Consider the following 17,390-nt stretch of genomic DNA (forward strand, 5'->3'; position numbering starts at 1 on the left):
GAGGGGATGCCTAACGCAGGCGCTTGACCATCGTGTCGCGACCGTGGCCCGCCTGTGTCACGGCGAAACCCTCGGTGCGATAGAGCGTCTGCGCGTAGTTCCCGCGCTCGACCGACAGGCTGATGCGCCCGAACCCCTGCCCGCGGGCGTGCTCGCACAGCCGTTGCAGGAGCGCACGGCCCACCCCGTGCGCTCGCCAGATCGGGCGGACGCCGATGATGAGCTCAGGAACACCGGTGCCGACGTAGCCGAACCCCGGATCGGTGCGCGGCAGCATCCGATACCACGCGGCGCCGATGGGCGCACCCTGCGGGTCGATCGCGACGAACCCGGCATCCCCCGGGCGCATCCATCCCGAGAGGTAGCGATTGTTGTCGGTGTCGGCCATGACCTCGTGGCGCGGACGCGCGCCGCCCTGACGCCAGTTCGCCGCCTCGACGACCATGTCGGCGAGGAACGCGCCGTCGGCCTGCGTGGCCGGCCGGATCGAGTACGAGACGGGCATGGCGAAATGGTACCGATCCCATATCACGCCGCGATCACGGGCGGGAAGCGTCGGTGTGTTGAAAGGACCGAAATGGCTCGATCGACCGAAGCGAGAGCTGCGACGCGAGCTCTGAGCCCCGCGACCCGGGTCAGGCCTCGATGACGAGCGGCACGATCATCGGGCGCCGGCGCAGGCGCTGGTTGACCCAGCGGCCGATCGTGCGGCGGACGACCTGCGAGAGCGCGTGCGTGTCGCGCACGCCCGACTGCGCGGCCTCGGTGAGTGCTGCGGCGATCTTGGGCTTGACGTCCTCGAACACGGCGGCGTCCTCGGCGAATCCGCGCGCGTGGATCTCGGGGCCGGTGATGATGCGGCCGGTCGCGGCATCCACCACCACGATGACGGAGATGAAGCCCTCTTCCCCGAGGATCCTGCGGTCCTTCAGGTCGGCATCCGTGATCTCGCCTACGGTCGACCCGTCGACGTAGACGAACCCGAGGTCGAGCTGGCCCGTGACCTTCGCCACGCCGTCCTTCAGGTCGACGACCGTGCCGTTCTCGGCGATGATTGTGTTCTCCGCGGGGATGCCGGTGTCCTGCGCGAGCTTCGCGTTCGCGATGAGGTGCCGGTATTCGCCGTGGACGGGCATGACGTTCTTCGGCTGCAGGATGTTGTAGCAGTACAGGAGCTCACCGGCGGCGGCGTGCCCGGACACGTGGACCTTCGCGTTGCCCTTGTGGACGACGTTCGCGCCGAGCTTCGTCAACCCGTCGATCACGCGGTAGACGGCGTTCTCGTTTCCGGGAATGAGGCTGGATGCCAGGATCACGGTGTCGCCCGGGCCGATCTCGATCGCGTGGTCGAGGTTCGCCATGCGCGAGAGCACCGCCATCGGCTCGCCCTGCGACCCGGTCGACATGTAGACGATCTCGTCGTCGGGCAGGTCCTGTGCCTTCTTGTAGTCGATGAGGACGCCGTCGGGGACGTGCAGGTAGCCGAGGTCGGCGGCGATCGTCATGTTCCGCACCATCGAGCGGCCGAGGAACGCGACCCGGCGCCCGTTCGCGGCGGCGGCGTCGATCACCTGCTGCACGCGGTGGACGTGGCTCGAGAAGCTCGCGACGATCACGCGCCGCGGCGCCTTCGCGATCACCTGATCGAGCACGGGGCCGATCTCGCGCTCGAGCGGCGTGAAGCCGGGGACGTCGGCATTGGTCGAGTCGACGAGGAAGAGGTCGACGCCGTCCTCGCCCAGGCTCGCGAACGCGCGGAGGTCGGTGAGCCGTCCGTCGAGGGGCAGCTGGTCCATCTTGAAGTCGCCGGTCGCGAGCACCGTCCCGGCATCCGTGTGGATGGCGACGGCGAGCGCGTCGGGGATGGAGTGGTTCACGGAGACGAACTCGAGGTCGAAGGGGCCGACCTGCTCCTCGTCACCCTCGGCGACGGTGAGGGTGTAGGCCTTGATGCGGTGCTCCTTGAGCTTGGCCTCGACGAGGGCGAGCGTCAGCTGCGAGCCGATCAGGGGGATGTCGCTCTTGAGGCGCAGGAGGTACGGCACCGCGCCGATGTGGTCCTCGTGACCGTGCGTGAGGACGACGCCGACGATGTCGTCGAGGCGGTGCTTGATCGGTTCGAAGTCGGGCAGGATCAGGTCGACGCCCGGCTGATGCTCCTCGGGGAACAGGACGCCGCAGTCGACGACGAGGAGCTTCCCGTCGATCTCGAACACGGTCATGTTCCGACCGATCTCGCCGAGCCCGCCCAGCGGGACGACGCGGAGCGTGCCCGGCGCGAGGACGGGGGGTTCGTGGACGGTCGTGGGCATGGGATGCCTCCTTCGAACGCGTCGGATGCCTGAGCTCAGGCATCCTCGTTCATCGAGTTGTGTCGTTGTGTCTCGGTGTCAGCGGGTCGTGCCGTGCACCTTGGGGAGCGCTCCGCCGGCGGCCGCGTTGCGGTCGGGGCGGAAGTTGGAGAAGTCGGCGCCGTCGACGTCACGCACGAGCGAGAGCTCGTCCTCGATCGCGGCGGCCTCCCACTCCTCCGGGCCGACGAGCGGCAGACGGACGCGGGGGCTCGTGATGCGGCCGAGGCCGTGCAGGATGTACTTCGCGCTGACCGTGCCGGGCACGTGCGTCATGACGGCGCGCACGAGTGGCTCGAGGCTCTTGTGAGCGGCGGTCGCGGCAGCGAGGTCGCCGCGGTTCACGGCATCCACCATCACGCGGTACGGCGCGGCGGTGATGTTCGCCGTCACCCCGATGAGGCCCGTCGCGCCGATCGCCATGTGCGGGAGGGCGTTGGCGTCGTCGCCCGAGAAGTACATGAGGTCGGTCTGGTTGAGCACCCGGCTGACTTCGCTGAAGTCGCCCTTGGCGTCCTTCACCGCGAGGATGTTCGGATGCTTGGCGAGGCGCAGGATCGTCTCGTACTTGATCGGGACGCCCGTGCGGCCGGGGATGTCGTAGAGGATCACCGGAAGGTCGGTCGCGTCGGCGACGAGCCGGAAGTGCGTGAGGATGCCCGCCTGCGTCGGCTTGTTGTAGTAGGGCGTCACGATCATGATGCCGTCGGCGCCGGCCTTCTCGCTCGCCTTGTACAGCTCGATCGCGTGCGCGGTCTCGTTGGAGCCGCCGCCCGTGATGATCTTGGCGCGGCCGGCCGCGACGGACTTGCCGACCTCGACGAGCTTCAGCTTCTCGGGGTCGGTGAGGGTGGAGGTCTCCCCCGTCGTGCCCGTGACGACGATGCCGTCGGCACCCGCCGTGATGACATCGTCCATGTGCTTCTCGACGGCGGGCCAATCGACTTCGCCGTCGGCCGTCATCGGGGTGACGAGCGCGACGAGGACCTGTCCGAAAGGGTTGCCCGTGTGCGTCATGTTCCCAGGCTATCGGTTCGGGGGCCGGGGTCGCGGTCCGGCAGATCGCGGGACCGTGGCGGTCGAGTCGTATGGGCCGTGGGACGAGTGCGCACTCGTGGGGCGTGTGGAGCCTCTCGTCACCGATCGGCCATACGCGTCGACCGGGACGAGAGCATTGCGCGGCGCGCGAGGATCGCGGCCTCGACGACGGGCCAGTCGTGAAGCACCATCGCGTAGTCGAAGCGGAGCGTGTCGTAGCCCAGTGTCGCTGTCCTCGCGTCGCGCACGAGATCGCGGTGACGGAACGACGCGCCGTCGTGATTCTCGCGTCCGTCCGTTTCGAGGATGAGCACGCCGTCGAGGAGGAAGTCGACGCGCCCTCGGATCTCCGGTATCCAGACCTGTGACTCCAGCCGGATGCCGAGGCGGTGCAGCCTCAGTCGCAGGATCGACTCGAGGCCGCTGTCCGCATCGGGTCGCGCGATGTCGACCAGCCAGCGCATGCCGGCGGGGAGCGCGGCGCGGACGTCAGCCCGCGTGCTGCGTGTGAGCAGCCCCATCCGCCACGCCGACTCGAAGGCGGCGAAGAAGCACTCCGCTCCTTGGCAACGAGCGACCTGCACGAGCGCGAGCGTCAGCGGCACGACCCCGAAGCCGGCGCGCCCGCCGTCGTTGTGATTGACGCAGCCGCAGCGTTCATGCGGGTGTCGGCGGCCCGACGCACCGACCCACACGTGCAAGGACGAGGGTGATCGCACGAGGTCCAGCGTCTCGAGGACCCACACGCCCATGAGGCGAAGCGCGCTGACGCACGCGACTTCACCGCCGTGGCGAGCGGCAGCGACCACATCGCGATGCGCGGTGGGGGTCGCGAGCACTCCCTCGCGCAGCCGGAGCACCCCGCCACGGCGACAGACGCGGCGGATGTCGGCGGTGGTGGCGCCGAGCCGGTGAAGCGCACGGGTGCGTACGACTCCTCCGCGGCGGTCGATCTCTTCGATGATCTGCGCTGAGTGCATGACGGGCATTCCACCCGTTCGGCGCCGGCCGTGGGCGGCGTACGGCCCGATCGGTGGAGGGATCGACGATTATGCAGCCTGTGGAGGAGCCGATGGGCGGCGGCGCATCCGTGCCGGCGAGCGCGGTGATGACTGAGTCGCATGGGGCTTGGTGCTGGTGGGATCGCGTGGGGCGCGAGTGACGGCTTCGCGCGCGTTCGCCATACAACCGGACCGCCACATCGACGGGCGTCGAGTGAGCACCGGGTCAGACCGGCGGGTCCGAGGAGCGGCCCGGGGTCAGCGACCTGTCTTGGCGAGGCGGGCGGCGAGGGAAGCCGGCAGGAGGCGCACGGCGCCGATCAGCACCTTGTAGCGCCAGGACGGGATCGAGACCGCCTTACCGGCGGCGGCGTCGCGGAGGCCCTCGCGGACCACCTGCTCGGCGTCGAGCCACATGAAGGGGGGAACGCCCTCCTCGCCCGGCGGGAGGCCGAGCCGCTCGTGGAAGTTCGTGTGCGTGAAGCCGGGGCAGACGGCCGTGACCGTCACCCCGCGCGGGCCGTACGCGGCGTTCGCCCACCGGCTGAACGACACCACCCAGGACTTCACGGCGCCGTACGTTCCCCGCGGCATGAAGGCGGCGACCGAGGCGACGTTGATGATGCGGCCGTGCCCGCGCGCGAGCATCGGGGGGAGCGCGGCGCGCGTGAGGCGCATCGTCGCACGGACGTGCAGGTCGAGGTGGCGCTCCTCGTCGACGATGTCATTCGTCGCGAAGTCGAGAGCGAGCCCGAATCCCGCGTTGTTGACGAGGATCTCGACCGGCCGGTCGGGGTCGGCGAGGCGGGATGCCACGGCATCCGTCCCCGCGTCGGTGATGAGGTCGGCGGGCAGCACCTCGATCGCGGCGCCGTACGCCTCGTGGAGCGTGCCGGCGACCTCCTCGAGCGCGGCGCGGTCGCGCGCGACCAGGACGAGGTCGGCCCCGCGCTCCGCGAGCTGCCGCGCGAACTCGACGCCGAGTCCCGAGCTCGCGCCCGTGATGAGTGCCTTTGGTCGGGTGGGCGTCGTCGCCGCGGGATCATCAGCCATGCCCTCAGCCTATGGGGAGGCGGATGCGGCTCCTAGGCTGGTGGCATGACCTGGATGACTCGGGACACGCGCATCGTCTATGAGAACCCGTGGATACAGGTGCGAGAGGACGCCGTGTCCGGGCCGCACGGGGAAGGGATCTACGGAGTCGTGCGGCTCCGCAACCCCGCGGTGTTCATTGTCGCGATCGACGACGAGGAGCGAGTACGGCTCGTCCGCGTCGACCGCTACACCGTGGGTTCGTCGTGGGAGGTGCCGGCGGGCGGCACAGATGGCGAGGAGCCGCTGATCGCCGCGCAGCGCGAGCTCCACGAGGAGACGGGTCTGAAAGCCGAGAACTGGACGGAGATCGGGGCGATCACCGCCCTGAACGGGGTCGCCGAAGCGCCCGAGCACATCTTCCTGGCACGCGGGTTGAGCGCGGTCTCCGACGCGTCGCCGACCCAGCGCGAGGAGGGGATCGACGAACTGGCGTGGGTGCCGTTCGCCGAGGCGATCGCGATGATCGCCGACGGGCGCATCACCGACGGAGAGACCGTCGCCGCGTTGGCTCTCGCCGCGATCGCGCTCGGTCGGCTCCGCTGAGCGCATCCCCGCGCACCGGGCGCTCGGCCCTGGCCCGCGGACGCCGGAACCCGGTCCGGCGTCAGGGCCGAATCAACGTCAGGAACCGGTAGGGCACGCCCGTCCGGGACACGGCCCATCCGTCCGCGGGCTCGATGCGTGCGACCGCCCACCCGGGTCGCTCCGGCGCGAAGGTGTCGCCGCCGGCGACCTCCAGGTCGAGTTCGGTCACTTCCAGCACGTCGGCGAGCGGCAGTGCCTCGGCGAGCAACCGCGCTCCCCCGATGACCCACGCCTCGGGCGCGGGAGCGGAGCCGGCCGGGCCCGACGCGGCGAGCGCCAGAGCGTCGTCGAGCGACGCGGCGCGTTCGGCCCCGGCATCCGCCCATGCATCGTTCGCGGTCACGACGATGTTCCGCCGCGCGGGAAGCGGACGGAACCGCTCGGGAAAGGACTCCCACGTGCGGCGCCCCATGATCACCGGCGCGCCCGTCGTGACCTCGCGGAAGTGGGCGAGGTCCTCGGGGACGTGCCAGGGCATCCCGCCGCCCCGCCCGATGACGCCGCCGCGCGCCTCGGCCCAGACGAGACCCAGGCGCACGTCAGACCGCGACCGCGGCGCGGATCGACGGGTGGTGCTGATAGTCCTCGAGCAGGATGTCGTCGTAGGTGTAGTCGAAGATCGAGTCGGGCTTCCGCGTGAACCGCAGCGTCGGATACGGGTACGGGTCGCGCGAGAGCTGCTCGCGCACCTGCTCGACGTGGTTGTCGTAGACGTGGCAGTCGCCGCCCGTCCAGACGAAATCGCCCGGCTCGAGGCCCGTCTGCTGCGCGATCATCATCGTGAGCAGGGCGTAGGAGGCGATGTTGAACGGCACGCCGAGGAACATGTCGGCCGAGCGCTGGTACAGCTGGCACGAGAGCTTGCCGTCGGCCACGTAGAACTGGAACATCGCGTGGCAGGGCGCGAGAGCCATGTCGGGGATGTCGGAGGGGTTCCACGCCGAGACGAGGAGGCGTCGCGAGTCGGGGTTGGAGCGGATCTGCTCGACGACCTGGGAGATCTGGTCGATGTGCTCGCCGGAGGGTGTCGGCCACGACCGCCACTGCACGCCGTAGACGGGACCGAGCTCGCCGCTCTCATCCGCCCACTCGTCCCAGATCGTGACCCCGTTCTCCCGGAGCCAGGCGACGTTCGACTCGCCGCGGAGGAACCACAGCAGCTCGTAGACGATCGACTTCAGGTGCACGCGCTTGGTGGTGATGAGCGGGAACCCCTGCGACAGGTCGAATCGGATCTGCCGCCCGAAGACGCTCGTGGTTCCCGTACCGGTGCGATCGTCCTTGTGCACGCCGTCGGCCAGCACTTCGGCCAGCAGATCTTCATAGGGGGTGGGAATGGATGCCTCGCTCACGCGGCCAGACTACCCGGGGCCGGGGACACGGGTGCCCGGGAACGCCGGAGACGAACGAGCCGTGCGCCGCGGCGCACGATCACGACCGCCGGTCTTTGTTACGCCACCCCGTCACAGAACCGTCCACCGATCCCGTCTATCCCGTGCGGCGTTAGGCTCAGAGGCTGTGAACCTCTCCGACGCCCTCCTCCTCATCGCCGCCCTCCTCGCGGCGACTCTCGGGACGGGCGTCCTCCTCCGCTGGCAGCAGAACCGGCCGCGGAAGATCGACGCGACCGAGGTCGTCGACCCGCACCGCCTGGGCGCACAGACGCTCGGCGAGACCGCGACGCTCCTGCAGTTCAGCACCGAGATGTGCAGCCGATGCCCGGGCGTCCACCGCACGCTCGGCGCCATCGCCGACGAGCGCGACGGCGTCGTCCATCTGGACGTCGACCTCACCCATCGCCCCGACATCGCCAAGCACTTCCACGTGCTGCAGACCCCGACGACGCTCATCCTCGACAAGAGCGGCGTCATCCAGACGCGCTTCGGTGGAACGCCCAGCCGCAGCGCGATCGAGCTCGAGCTCTCCCGCGTCTCGGGCGGGCACCCAGGAGAGGATGCCCGTGTCTGACGCCTCCCGCACCCCCGCCTCCCCCGCGGGCGCGCCCCGGGGCATTGACCCGCGCGGACCGCGCTTCGCGGCATCCATCACCTCGGTCCTACTCCTCACCGCGACGCTCCTCGCGCTCATCGGATCGTCGACGGCGAAGGCCGACGTGGCGAGCTTCGGCTGGTTCGCCTACCAGCCGCTCACGGGTCGCGACTTCGCGTTCGTCGCGGGGAAGTCGTGGCTCCTCCCCCAGCTCTCGGTCGCCCAGCGCGCCGCCGACCCCGGGTTCCTCCTTCTCCTCGTGATCGCGCTCCTCTTCGTCTGGGGCCTGCTCTCACCCCGGACGCAGCCGTGGAGCGTCCTGTACCGACGATTCGTCCAGCCGCGTCTCGCGCCGCCGACCGAGCTCGAAGACCCGCGCCCGCCGCGCTTCGCGCAGGGCGTCGGGCTTCTCGTGACGATCGTGGGCCTGATCCTCCACCTCGCGGGCGTGCCGTGGGCGCTCGTCATCGCCGCCGCCCTGGCGTTCGTCGCCGCGTTCCTGAACGCAGTGTTCGGCCTGTGCCTGGGCTGCCAGCTGTACCTCCTGCTGCAGCGCGCCGGTGTCGTCGGCCGCGCCGCGACCGCCTGACCGCTCACACTCCCTCGCGCAAGCCCCCTCGCCCGTCCGCGGCGCGGCGTCTAGGCTCATCGGAAGGAGCGGGAGCGCGCCGGATCGACCGCTGTTCCCCGACCGTCGTCCGACACAGGAGGCACCACGATGAGCGTCACGAGCGAAGCGACCACGAGCTGGAAGGGAAGCCTCTTCGAGGGATCAGGCGAGATCGCCCTCGAGAGCTCCAACCAGGGACCGTTCGAGGTCAACTGGAAGGCGCGCAGCGAGGGGTCGACGTCGGTGACGACACCCGAGGAGCTCATCGCCGCCGCGCACTCGTCGTGCTTCAGCATGGCGCTCTCGAACGCGCTCGCCCAGAACGGCACCCCGCCCGAGACGATCGAGACGACGGCGTCCGTCACCTTCATCCCCGGCACCGGCATCACGGGTTCGCACCTCAATGTGCGCGCGGTGGTCCCCGGCCTGTCCGCGGAGGACTTCGCGCGTCTCGCCGGCGAAGCGAAGAGCGGATGCCCCGTTTCCGCCGCTCTTGCGGGGATCGAGATCACCCTCGAGGCGACGCTTGGCTGAGACCGGCCGCCGCGTCGTGGTCGCGGGCTCGTCGGGACTCATCGGAGAGGCGCTCGTCGCATCCCTCCGTGCTGACGACATTCCCGTGACGCGACTCGTCCGGCGCGAGGCGTCGGGGCCCGACGAGGTCTCGTGGGATCCGCAGCGCGCCCGGCTCGACCCGGACGTGCTCGCCGGAGCCCGCGCCGTCGTGGGTCTGAACGGCGCGAGCATAGGGCGCTTCCCGTGGACGCGGAAGTACAAGCACGAGCTCGTCTGGTCGCGCATCGCCCCGACGCAGGCTCTGGCCGCCGCCGTGCGATCGCTGGGCGAGGATGCCCCGGCGTTCGTGTCGGGCTCGGCGGTGGGCTACTATCCATCGGCTCCGGGCGAGCGACTGACCGAGCAGTCGCGGCGCGGCGACACTTTCCTCGCCGATCTCTGCGGCGAGTGGGAGACGGCCGCACGTGCCGCGGGTCCGACGGCGCGCGTGGCGCTTCTGCGCACCGCGCCGGTCGTGCACCGCGACGGCGTGCTGAAGCCCCTCATGCTCCTCACCCGCCTCGGCGTGTCGGGGCCGATCGGCCGCGGGACGCAGGTGTGGCCGTGGATCTCGCTCGACGACGAGGTGCGCGCGATCCGTCACATCATCGATTCCCCCGACCTCTCCGGGCCCGTGAACCTCACCGGCCCGACCCGCGCGACGGCGAACGACCTCGGATTCGCGCTCGCGCAGCGCATGAACCGCCCGTTCCTCGTCCGCGCCCCCGCGTGGGGCATGAAGCTCGTGCTCGGGAAGGACGCGACCGAAGCGCTGCTCACGAGCGACATGGACGTCGTCCCCGAGGTGCTCGAGCAATCGGGCTTCGCGTTCACGCACGCCACGGTGGAAGAGGCCGTCGCGGCAGCCGTTCCCGCCTCCTGAGCGCCGGCACCCGGGTACCGGCACCCGAGCACCTGCACCCGGGCGGCCGGGTCAGGTCCCGCCGCGGAGCGCCGTAACCGGCTCGATGCGCGATGCGCGGCGCGCCGGGATCCAGCCCGCCGCAAGACCGACGAGGGCGCCGACCGCGATGCCCGCCATCGCGACCCACGGATCGACGATGGGCGTCCACTGTTGCACCACCGCGAAGGTCACGATGCCGGCGACCGCGACGGCCGCACCCATGAGTCCGCCGAGCAGCCCGATGACCACCGACTCGATCATGAACTGCGCACCGATCTGGCGCCGGGTCGAACCGAGCGCGCGCCGCAGACCGATCTCGGGCACGCGCTCCGACACGTTGAGCATCGTCACGTTGGCGATGCCGAATGCGCCCGCCAGCAGGACGATCCCACCGAGGACGAGGAAGATGACGTTCACGTCGCTCTGCACGCTGTCGCCGAGGTCGGAGGACGCGCGGGGTGCGGCGACCTCGAGAGTCTCGGGCTCGTTGGGTTGCAGGGCGAGCGCCGCCTGCTCGCCCACCTGCGGCCCGGTGCCGGGAAGGATCCGCGCCTGCAGATCGCCCGGTGCCGCAAGGCCGCGGTCGCCGCGGGCCGTCTGGACGGGGATGATCACGGCATCCGCGAGTTCCCCCCGCGCCTGCAGATCGTCGTAGATGCCGAGAACGGCATACGGCGACGCTCCGATGAAGATCGACGGCTGGCTGTCGACACGGTTGACCCCGAGACGCTTCGCCGCGCGGGGACCGAGCACCACCACGCGGTCCGATCTGGCCTCGTGGCCGGCGTCGAACATGCGCCCCGTCACGATCCGGCCGCCCAGCACCTCGAGCACCTCGGGGCCCGCGGCGAACAGGCGCGGCGAGGCGACGGAGGCCGCGGACGGGTCGTTCACCGGAACGGCCGTGATCGTATCGGTGCCGAGCGAGAGCTCCACGATCGTCGCGGCCGACTCGACCCCGACGAGGCGCTCCATCCGCTCCGCGGCATCCCAGGGCAGACGCGCGGTCGCGACCGTTCCTCCCGAGCCGGTCTCCGCCTTCGCGGGTGTCACGAGCACCTGCGTCGCCTTCGCGGCGTCGAACTGACGGGCGATCTGGTGGGCGGCGGTCTGCGCGAACCCGATGGTCGCGACGAGAGCGCCGACCCCGAGCACGGTGCCGGCGAGCGTCATCACCAGGCGTCCCGGGCGCGCTCCGACGTCCGCCGTCGCCTCGACGAGGAGGTCGCCGACCGAGAACCGGTCGGCGCGCGCGATCGGTGCGACCAGCGCGGGGGTGTCGGATGCCTCAACGCCGTCGACCGCGTCGACCGGCGCGGTGCTCGTGCGCCTACGGCGGAACGGGAGCTTCATGACTCCTCGCTCACGCGACCGTCGATGATCCGGATGCGCCGCTCGGCATGTGCCGCGACGGCGGGATCATGGGTGATGACGATGAGCGTGAGCCCGTCGCCGCGAAGGTCGTCGAACAGGCTCAGGACCTCACGGCTCATCGCCTGATCGAGGTTCCCCGTCGGTTCGTCGGCGAGGAGGATGCTGGGTCTGCTCACGACCGCGCGGGCGACCGCGACGCGCTGCCGCTCGCCGCCGGACAGCGTCGTCGGGAGGAATCCGACGCGATGACCGAGGCCCACGCGCGAGAGGGCGTCGCGCGCACGCTGCTCGCGCTCGGCACGCGGCACCCCGCTGTAAAGCGTCGGCATCATGACGTTCTCGAGCACCGTCCGCCGCGGCATGAGGTGGAACGCCTGGAACACGAATCCGATGCGCTGCGCCCGGACGGCGGCGCGCTCGTCCTCACTGAGGGCGCCGGTGACGATGCCGTCGATGCGGTACTCGCCGACCGTCGGACGGTCGAGGAGCCCCAGGATGTTGAGCATCGTCGACTTGCCCGACCCGCTCGGTCCCGTGATCGACAGGTAGTCGCCCGCGGCGACCTCGAGGGAGACGGCCTTCAGCGCCTGGACCTCGGGCGGGCCGGGAAAGGACCGGGTGAGGTCGCGCAGCTCGATCAGCGTCACCTGCCGACCACCACGAGCGCGCCCTCCTCGATCTCCCCCTGCGGGATGATCTCGACGTCGCCGCCGGCGGCGAGCCCGGTCTCGACGACGACGAGACGGGTCTTCGCCTTCTCCCCGTCGCGCGGGTCGCCGTCGACCACCTCGACGCGCGCTTCACCGCCCGGACCGGCCGTGAGTGCCGCCACCGGTACGAAGAGCACGTCGCCACCGGTCGCCCCGACCGCGATCGAGACCTTGACGTTCCGCCCCTGCACCTGCATCGCCTGCTCGGAGGTGAGCGGGGCGGGCTCGAGCGTGACGGTCCAGCGATCGGTCGCGCTCTCGCCCGGAGTGAGCGCCGTGATGGTGGCCGTGTGCGTGCCACCGTCGGGGAGGTCGAACTGGGCCTCGTCCCCCACCGTCAGCAGGGCGGCGTCGGCCACGGCGACACCGCCACTGACGGTGATCGTCGCGCCGGAGACGACCATCGCCGCTCCCTGCAGCACCTGACCGCGCGTCACATTGACGGCATCCACGCGCCGCGGCAGCTCGGAGAGGTACAGGACCTCGCCCGAGGGCAGTGTCGGGAGTGCGGCCCGCTGGGCGCGGGCGAGGGCGTCCTGGGCATCCGTCACCTGCTGGCGCGCGCTCGTGACGGCGGCGCGCGGACCGCTCGTGTCGACATCGCTGCCGAGCTTCTGCCGCTGCAGCTGCGCGAGGCCGAGCGCATCCTGCGCATCGCCGACGCGCGCCTGCCACTCGGCGAGCGCCGCGGGGGTGTCCTCGGGCGCGACCGGCCGCGACGCCTGGGCGGAATCCAGCGCGCGCTGGGCGCTGGAGATCGCGTTGTCGGCCTGGCGGATCTCGACCGCGGACGGGCCGGCTCCGGCGCGAGAGAGCTCACCTTGCGCCGCCTCGAGCGACTGCTGCGCAGAGCGCACGCCGTCCTGCGCGGCGCGCACCTGCTCCTCGGTGCCCTCCGGCAGCGCGGGAGCCGGGTAGCCGACCTGCGCGTACAGCGCGGTGACGGCGGCGGCGGCGCTTTCGTCGAACACGTCGGATGCCGGATCGCCCGCGTCGATCCCGACGGAGGCCATCGCCTGCTTGAACTGAGTGACGTCCGGGCCGCTCATACCGAACGAGAGCGACCGGTACGCGGGGAGCTCCCCCGGCAACACGATCACCGGGCGTCCCGCGACGGCGAGCGCGACCGACAGCGGGCCGAGGGTCGCGCCGACTTCCGGGACGGCGCCGGTGACGACGGCCGGCCCGCCGAGGGATGCCGTATCGATCGTCACCTCGACGGAGTCTGCGTAGCCCACCTCGCCGCGGATCGTAACGTCGTTGCTCAGCACGCCGTAACCGACGGGAACCGTCACGAGCCCGGCCTCCGGCGGCTCGGTCAGCGAGGCGGCATCGGCCGGCGAGACGACGAAGCGACCGACGAGAAGGCCCGCGACGAGGGCGACCACCGACGCCGCGGCGACGATCCACACCGTGCGATTCGCGCGGAAGACCCGCGTCCATCCACGGGTCGCCGGCGCGGCGCCCGAGGCATCCGCCGCCTCGTCGATCGCCGCACCATCGACGTCCTCGCCCGACGCCAGTGCGGCGCTGTCGTCCGCCGCCTGGAGAAGCCCGTCGAAGGAGTCCTCACTCCTCGCCATCAGCGGCTCTGCTCGGCATCCGCCTTCAGGGCGTCGAGCTCGGCCTTGTGGTCCTTGATGAACTCGCTCTCCAGCTCGGTCGCGATCGCCTGACGCTTCTCGCGGTAGTCGGTCTTCTCGCGGCAGTCGAGGTCGACGAGGGCGAGGTCGATCTCCTCCTCGCCGAGCTTCGCCAACTCGGGGTCGTCCTCCACCCACTCGGTCTGGTTCTCGTAGTAGGCGTTCAGCTCCTCGCTGAAGCCCTGCTGCGCGTCCGCCTGCTTCGCGTACCCGGGGTACCCGGCGTCGGCCATGCACGAGGCCCACGCATCGTCGATCTCGGCGAACCGGGGGTCGGTATCCATCGCCATGTAGAACTCGTTGATGGCGTCCATGACGGGCTTGTGCTTCTCCGAGGTCAGCGGGTCGTCGGCTTCCATCTCGTGCTGCGCCGAGCCGTAGCAGCCGGCCGTCTCCCAGTTGTACTCGTACGAGCCGTCCTCGCTCATCTCCTCTTCACTGGGCTGCGGGCCGTGCAGCGCCTCCCAGAACGCGGCCTGCTCCGACTCGGAGAGACTGTCGATGTAGTCCTGGTTCGGGTCGACGTACTCTTCGTCGGGAGCCTGGTTCTGCATCTCGTCGCGACCGGGCCAGTTGACCATGCCGTAGCCGTACTGAGCCCCCCACTCGCGGTCGTCCGGCTTCCACTCGTCGCCGGAGCTGTAATACGTTCCGCCGTTGTCGACGTTGGGCTCGTACTCGAAGCCCTGGTCCTTCATGCACGCCGCGATCAGCTCTTCGCGCTCGCGGTTGTCGCGCTCGGACCGCTCCTGCATCTCGTCCTCCGAGAGGTCGCTCCCCCAGACAGAGGCCATGTAGGCACCGAGGGGCGTGTCCTCCGCCTTCGTGGACGTGTCGCCGGTGTTCGAGCATCCGGTCAGAACGAGCATTAGAGCAGCGGCGCCGATCGCCGCACGTACCTGAGTGGCGTGCATTTCCCTCTCCCGCGCTCGGCCTCTGTGCCGGAGCTTTCGCCAGCATAGCGACGACATAGAGAGGCCCTCGTCATCCGAAAGGCGCAAATCAGGGTCATCCCCGAGGAGGATCAGGGGCGCGTGCGCTTCTCCACGGCGATCGCCGTACGCATGGCCTCGCGGGCCCGGCGACGGTCGCCCGCGCCGTCGTAAGCGAGCCCCAGACGGAACCAGGCCCGCCAGTCGTCGGGGTGCTCCTCGACGTCGGCGCGATAGAGCGGGAAGAGGGCGTCGGCCTGGGCCCGGTCGGCGCGGCCGGAGGGGCGCACGTCGAGTTCTTCGGCGGGAAGGGCGTTCTCGGCCTCGAGACGGCGAGCGAGCCGCTGTGTGCCGAATCCGAAGGCGAGCTCGCGCCAGAGCGCCCACACGGCGATCAGCGGGAGGACGACCAGCGCGACACCCATCGCGACGCCCACCGGCTGACCCGAGCCGAGCAGGAGCCACGCGCGTTGGGCGACGAGCACGATGTACACCGCGAGGAGCACCGCCATCAGGGCGACGCCGAAGCGTGCGCTCATGCGCCGGTGGCGCGGGCCACCTGGCCCGGCACGTCGCCCTCGTCGACGGGAGACTCGGCATCGGCGTCGGTCGATGCGCGCGGGCGGAGCCCGAGGTCGATCAGCTCGTCGAGTCCGACGACGACGCCGCGTGCGTCGCGGGCCGCGGAGAGGGCCACACGGATGCCGGGCGCGTAGGCGAGCGCCGGTTCGATCGTGTCGTGCACGATCGTCAGCGACTCCCCCGGTCCGGAGAGGATCGTCTCCTGACGGGCGACCACCCCGGGGCGGCGCAGCGAGTGGATCGGCACGCTCGCGACCTGCTGGCCGCGGGCGCGCTGGTCGACGTGGGGAGACGCAACGGGGCCGACACCCTCGCGGGCGTTCGCGATGAGCTCGGCGGTGCGCACGGCCGTGCCGCTCGGCGAATCGATCTTCGTGTCGCGGTGCGCCTCGATGATCTCGATCGAGGGGAAGTGCGGCGCCGCAGCAGCAGCGAGCGCCGTCCCGATGACGGATCCGAGCGAGAAGTTCGGGATGAAGACGATGCCGGTGCCCGACGCGGCCACGAGCGGGCGCACGAGCGCGATGCGCTCCGTCGACCATCCGGAGGTGCCGACCAGCACATTGATGCCGCGCTCGATCGCGGCGCGCACGACGTCGATCGACACGCTCGGCGTCGAGGCGTCGACGACGAGGTCGGCGCCGTCGATCTCGGACAGATCGCTCTGCGACCCGAGCACCGCGGTGACCTCGAAGCCCGGCTCCTCGTCGATGACGGCGCGGATGATCCCGCCCAGCTTCCCGGTGCCGCCCACCAGCGCCACCCTCGTGGGGGCGTCGCCGGTCGGGGCAGATCTCGTCGTCATGACCTCCAGCCTAGTGTTCGGGCCGCTATCGGACCGGGGCTTGCGCTCGGACGATTACGCTCGAAGAATGGTGCGCCTCGTTCCCCTCGCTGCCGACGATCCCCGCGCGCGGGCGCTGCTCACCGACTACTTCGCGATGCGTGCCGAGACCTTTCCCTCGGGAGAGACGTACCGTCCGGTGTTCCCCACGGCATCCACCTTCGAGCCGCCCGCGGGGATCTTCCTCGTCCTCGTCGACGATGAAGGGAAGGATGCCGGCATGGGCGGCATCCGCCGTATCGACGACGGGCCCTCCGGCATCCGCTTCGAGGTGAAGCACCTCTACCTCGACCCCTCGACGCGCGGGCGGGGGTGGGGGCGGACGATCCTCGAGGCGCTCGAAGCGCAGGCACGGGAGTGGGATGCCGCCGAGCTGGTCCTCGACACGCATCACACGCTCGAGGCTGCTGGCGGCCTCTACGCCCGCAGCGGCTTCACGTCGATCGAGCCGTACAACGACAACTCGAACGCGACGCGGTGGTACGGAAAGAGGCTCTGACGCCGGGGCTCAGACGGGCGGGTTCTCGGGGAGGCCGGTGCGCAGTTCGACGGGCAAGTGCGCGAGGTCGTTGTGCGCGATGAGTGTCCAGGGGCGACCGGGACGCTGCGCGAGGACGGTGAGTCCGCAGTGCGCCTGGTTGATGGTCATCCAGCGCCACGCGGGGGCGTCGAGCACCTCGCGGACGAACCAGGCGATGACGAAGTTGTGCGTGATGAGCAGTTCGTGGGCGCCGGGCTTGCGGACGAGGAACTCCGACACGGCGTCGTCCATCTGAGCGCGGCCCGCGTCGATGTCGGCCTCGGTGTACGACCCGAAGAACCCCTCGTAGGTCGACGGCATGTCGGGCTCGGGCCCCGAGGGGATGCAGTCGAACAGCAGCGACGAGGGCTCGGGCGTCACCGAGGAGAGGCGACCGGCGACGGCCCGCGCGGTCTCCGCGGCACGCTCGAGCGGCGAGTGCCAGACGGCGTCGAGCGGCACCCCGGACAACCGGTCCGCGAGAAGCTCGGCCTGGCGCCGACCACGCGGTGAGAGCGGCCCGTCTTCGAGGCCGTGCTCAGCATCGAGGTGCTCTCCGTGACGCACGAGGTACAGATAATGCGTCACGGAAACACTCGTCTCGCCATCGGGGTGGGGGTCTCATCCACCCTACGTCAGACTCCCGACACGCGGGCC

20 protein-coding genes are annotated in these 17,390 nt (G+C 70.7%); 6 read left to right on the top strand and 14 right to left on the bottom strand.

Going from position 1 to position 17,390, the window contains the following annotated elements:
• Positions 1-10 precede the first annotated feature (10 nt).
• The 5 genes from AC3ENQ_RS10025 to AC3ENQ_RS10045 form a co-directional block, all read right to left on the bottom strand.
• On the bottom strand, positions 11-505 hold the full coding sequence (locus AC3ENQ_RS10025) for a GNAT family N-acetyltransferase (protein ID WP_431804182.1): 495 nt from the start codon (positions 503-505) through the stop codon (positions 11-13).
• A 130-nt stretch (positions 506-635) separates the two neighbouring features.
• Positions 636-2,312, bottom strand: a complete 1,677-nt coding sequence (locus tag AC3ENQ_RS10030; RefSeq protein ID WP_431804184.1) for a ribonuclease J — start codon at positions 2,310-2,312, stop codon at positions 636-638.
• Between the two features lie 78 nt (positions 2,313-2,390).
• A complete protein-coding gene (gene dapA, locus AC3ENQ_RS10035; protein WP_431804186.1) occupies positions 2,391-3,368 on the bottom strand; it encodes a 4-hydroxy-tetrahydrodipicolinate synthase in 978 nt (325 codons plus the stop codon).
• 119 nt (positions 3,369-3,487) lie between these two features.
• The gene (locus AC3ENQ_RS10040; RefSeq protein WP_431804188.1) at positions 3,488-4,369 is read right to left on the bottom strand and encodes an endonuclease domain-containing protein; all 882 of its coding nucleotides are present in this window, start codon (positions 4,367-4,369) and stop codon (positions 3,488-3,490) included.
• A gap of 279 nt (positions 4,370-4,648) precedes the next feature.
• Entirely contained in the window at positions 4,649-5,443 is a 795-nt protein-coding gene (locus AC3ENQ_RS10045) for an SDR family NAD(P)-dependent oxidoreductase (RefSeq protein WP_431804191.1), read from the bottom strand.
• Between the two features lie 45 nt (positions 5,444-5,488).
• On the opposite strand from AC3ENQ_RS10045, the gene AC3ENQ_RS10050 reads away from it, so the two are divergent.
• Positions 5,489-6,028, top strand: a complete 540-nt coding sequence (locus tag AC3ENQ_RS10050; RefSeq protein WP_431804192.1) for an NUDIX domain-containing protein — start codon at positions 5,489-5,491, stop codon at positions 6,026-6,028.
• Positions 6,029-6,089: 61 nt separating this feature from the next.
• Here the strand turns inward: AC3ENQ_RS10050 and AC3ENQ_RS10055 are convergent, their stop codons facing one another.
• Both AC3ENQ_RS10055 and AC3ENQ_RS10060 read right to left on the bottom strand, forming a co-directional pair.
• Positions 6,090-6,608, bottom strand: coding sequence for a dihydrofolate reductase (locus AC3ENQ_RS10055; protein ID WP_431804194.1), 519 nt, complete (start codon positions 6,606-6,608; stop codon positions 6,090-6,092).
• Between the two features lies 1 nt (position 6,609).
• The gene (locus AC3ENQ_RS10060; RefSeq protein ID WP_431804195.1) at positions 6,610-7,422 is read right to left on the bottom strand and encodes a thymidylate synthase; all 813 of its coding nucleotides are present in this window, start codon (positions 7,420-7,422) and stop codon (positions 6,610-6,612) included.
• Between the two features lie 166 nt (positions 7,423-7,588).
• On the opposite strand from AC3ENQ_RS10060, the gene AC3ENQ_RS10065 reads away from it, so the two are divergent.
• The 4 genes from AC3ENQ_RS10065 to AC3ENQ_RS10080 all read left to right on the top strand — a co-directional run bounded on the left by AC3ENQ_RS10065 (position 7,589) and on the right by AC3ENQ_RS10080 (position 10,107).
• Positions 7,589-8,038, top strand: a complete 450-nt coding sequence (locus AC3ENQ_RS10065; RefSeq protein WP_431804197.1) for a TlpA family protein disulfide reductase — start codon at positions 7,589-7,591, stop codon at positions 8,036-8,038.
• On the top strand, positions 8,031-8,648 hold the full coding sequence (locus AC3ENQ_RS10070) for a DUF4395 domain-containing protein (protein WP_431804199.1): 618 nt from the start codon (positions 8,031-8,033) through the stop codon (positions 8,646-8,648). Before AC3ENQ_RS10065 ends, AC3ENQ_RS10070 begins: the two co-directional genes overlap by 8 nt.
• Before the next feature lie 129 nt (positions 8,649-8,777).
• Positions 8,778-9,203, top strand: a complete 426-nt coding sequence (locus tag AC3ENQ_RS10075; protein WP_431804201.1) for an OsmC family peroxiredoxin — start codon at positions 8,778-8,780, stop codon at positions 9,201-9,203.
• A complete protein-coding gene (locus AC3ENQ_RS10080; RefSeq protein WP_431804203.1) occupies positions 9,196-10,107 on the top strand; it encodes a TIGR01777 family oxidoreductase in 912 nt (303 codons plus the stop codon). Before AC3ENQ_RS10075 ends, AC3ENQ_RS10080 begins: the two co-directional genes overlap by 8 nt.
• A 51-nt stretch (positions 10,108-10,158) precedes the next feature.
• On the opposite strand, the gene AC3ENQ_RS10085 is transcribed toward AC3ENQ_RS10080, so the two are convergent.
• From AC3ENQ_RS10085 to dapB, 6 genes are all read right to left on the bottom strand, one after another.
• Positions 10,159-11,481: an ABC transporter permease gene (locus AC3ENQ_RS10085; protein ID WP_431804205.1), complete on the bottom strand. Its 1,323-nt coding sequence runs from the start codon at positions 11,479-11,481 to the stop codon at positions 10,159-10,161.
• A complete protein-coding gene (locus AC3ENQ_RS10090) occupies positions 11,478-12,149 on the bottom strand; it encodes an ABC transporter ATP-binding protein (RefSeq protein WP_431804206.1) in 672 nt (223 codons plus the stop codon). Before AC3ENQ_RS10090 ends, AC3ENQ_RS10085 begins: the two co-directional genes overlap by 4 nt.
• Positions 12,146-13,795 (bottom strand): hypothetical protein, encoded by a 1,650-nt coding sequence (locus AC3ENQ_RS10095; protein WP_431804208.1) that lies wholly within the window; start codon positions 13,793-13,795, stop codon positions 12,146-12,148. The genes AC3ENQ_RS10090 and AC3ENQ_RS10095 overlap by 4 nt, the downstream gene beginning before the upstream one ends.
• A complete protein-coding gene (locus AC3ENQ_RS10100) occupies positions 13,795-14,769 on the bottom strand; it encodes a hypothetical protein (RefSeq protein ID WP_488185853.1) in 975 nt (324 codons plus the stop codon). The genes AC3ENQ_RS10095 and AC3ENQ_RS10100 overlap by 1 nt, the downstream gene beginning before the upstream one ends.
• Positions 14,770-14,879: 110 nt before the next feature.
• Entirely contained in the window at positions 14,880-15,326 is a 447-nt protein-coding gene (locus AC3ENQ_RS10105; RefSeq protein ID WP_431804212.1) for a hypothetical protein, read from the bottom strand.
• On the bottom strand, positions 15,323-16,174 hold the full coding sequence (gene dapB, locus AC3ENQ_RS10110; protein WP_431804214.1) for a 4-hydroxy-tetrahydrodipicolinate reductase: 852 nt from the start codon (positions 16,172-16,174) through the stop codon (positions 15,323-15,325). Before dapB ends, AC3ENQ_RS10105 begins: the two co-directional genes overlap by 4 nt.
• A 67-nt stretch (positions 16,175-16,241) precedes the next feature.
• Here dapB and AC3ENQ_RS10115 point away from each other — a divergent pair, with 67 nt between their 5' ends.
• Positions 16,242-16,712: a GNAT family N-acetyltransferase gene (locus AC3ENQ_RS10115; RefSeq protein ID WP_431804216.1), complete on the top strand. Its 471-nt coding sequence runs from the start codon at positions 16,242-16,244 to the stop codon at positions 16,710-16,712.
• A gap of 9 nt (positions 16,713-16,721) precedes the next feature.
• On the opposite strand, the gene AC3ENQ_RS10120 is transcribed toward AC3ENQ_RS10115, so the two are convergent.
• Positions 16,722-17,321: a histidine phosphatase family protein gene (locus tag AC3ENQ_RS10120; protein ID WP_431804218.1), complete on the bottom strand. Its 600-nt coding sequence runs from the start codon at positions 17,319-17,321 to the stop codon at positions 16,722-16,724.
• Positions 17,322-17,390: the final 69 nt, after the last annotated feature.

The sequence above is a fragment of the Microbacterium sp. bgisy203 genome, from assembly GCF_057706945.1.

What these genes read in the sequence shown, in the direction of transcription:
- AC3ENQ_RS10045 (WP_431804191.1), bottom strand. Translation starts at nt 5,443, where the DNA reads ATGGCTGATGATCCCGCGGCGACGACGCCCACCCGACCAAAGGCACTC.
- AC3ENQ_RS10115 (WP_431804216.1), top strand. Translation starts at nt 16,242, where the DNA reads ATGGTGCGCCTCGTTCCCCTCGCTGCCGACGATCCCCGCGCGCGGGCG.
- dapB (WP_431804214.1), bottom strand. Translation starts at nt 16,174, where the DNA reads ATGACGACGAGATCTGCCCCGACCGGCGACGCCCCCACGAGGGTGGCG.
- AC3ENQ_RS10025 (WP_431804182.1), bottom strand. Translation starts at nt 505, where the DNA reads ATGCCCGTCTCGTACTCGATCCGGCCGGCCACGCAGGCCGACGGCGCG.
- AC3ENQ_RS10075 (WP_431804201.1), top strand. Translation starts at nt 8,778, where the DNA reads ATGAGCGTCACGAGCGAAGCGACCACGAGCTGGAAGGGAAGCCTCTTC.
- AC3ENQ_RS10105 (WP_431804212.1), bottom strand. Translation starts at nt 15,326, where the DNA reads ATGAGCGCACGCTTCGGCGTCGCCCTGATGGCGGTGCTCCTCGCGGTG.
- AC3ENQ_RS10050 (WP_431804192.1), top strand. Translation starts at nt 5,489, where the DNA reads ATGACCTGGATGACTCGGGACACGCGCATCGTCTATGAGAACCCGTGG.
- dapA (WP_431804186.1), bottom strand. Translation starts at nt 3,368, where the DNA reads ATGACGCACACGGGCAACCCTTTCGGACAGGTCCTCGTCGCGCTCGTC.
- AC3ENQ_RS10030 (WP_431804184.1), bottom strand. Translation starts at nt 2,312, where the DNA reads ATGCCCACGACCGTCCACGAACCCCCCGTCCTCGCGCCGGGCACGCTC.
- AC3ENQ_RS10095 (WP_431804208.1), bottom strand. Translation starts at nt 13,795, where the DNA reads ATGGCGAGGAGTGAGGACTCCTTCGACGGGCTTCTCCAGGCGGCGGAC.
- AC3ENQ_RS10040 (WP_431804188.1), bottom strand. Translation starts at nt 4,369, where the DNA reads ATGCACTCAGCGCAGATCATCGAAGAGATCGACCGCCGCGGAGGAGTC.
- AC3ENQ_RS10085 (WP_431804205.1), bottom strand. Translation starts at nt 11,481, where the DNA reads ATGAAGCTCCCGTTCCGCCGTAGGCGCACGAGCACCGCGCCGGTCGAC.
- AC3ENQ_RS10100 (WP_488185853.1), bottom strand. Translation starts at nt 14,769, where the DNA reads ATGCACGCCACTCAGGTACGTGCGGCGATCGGCGCCGCTGCTCTAATG.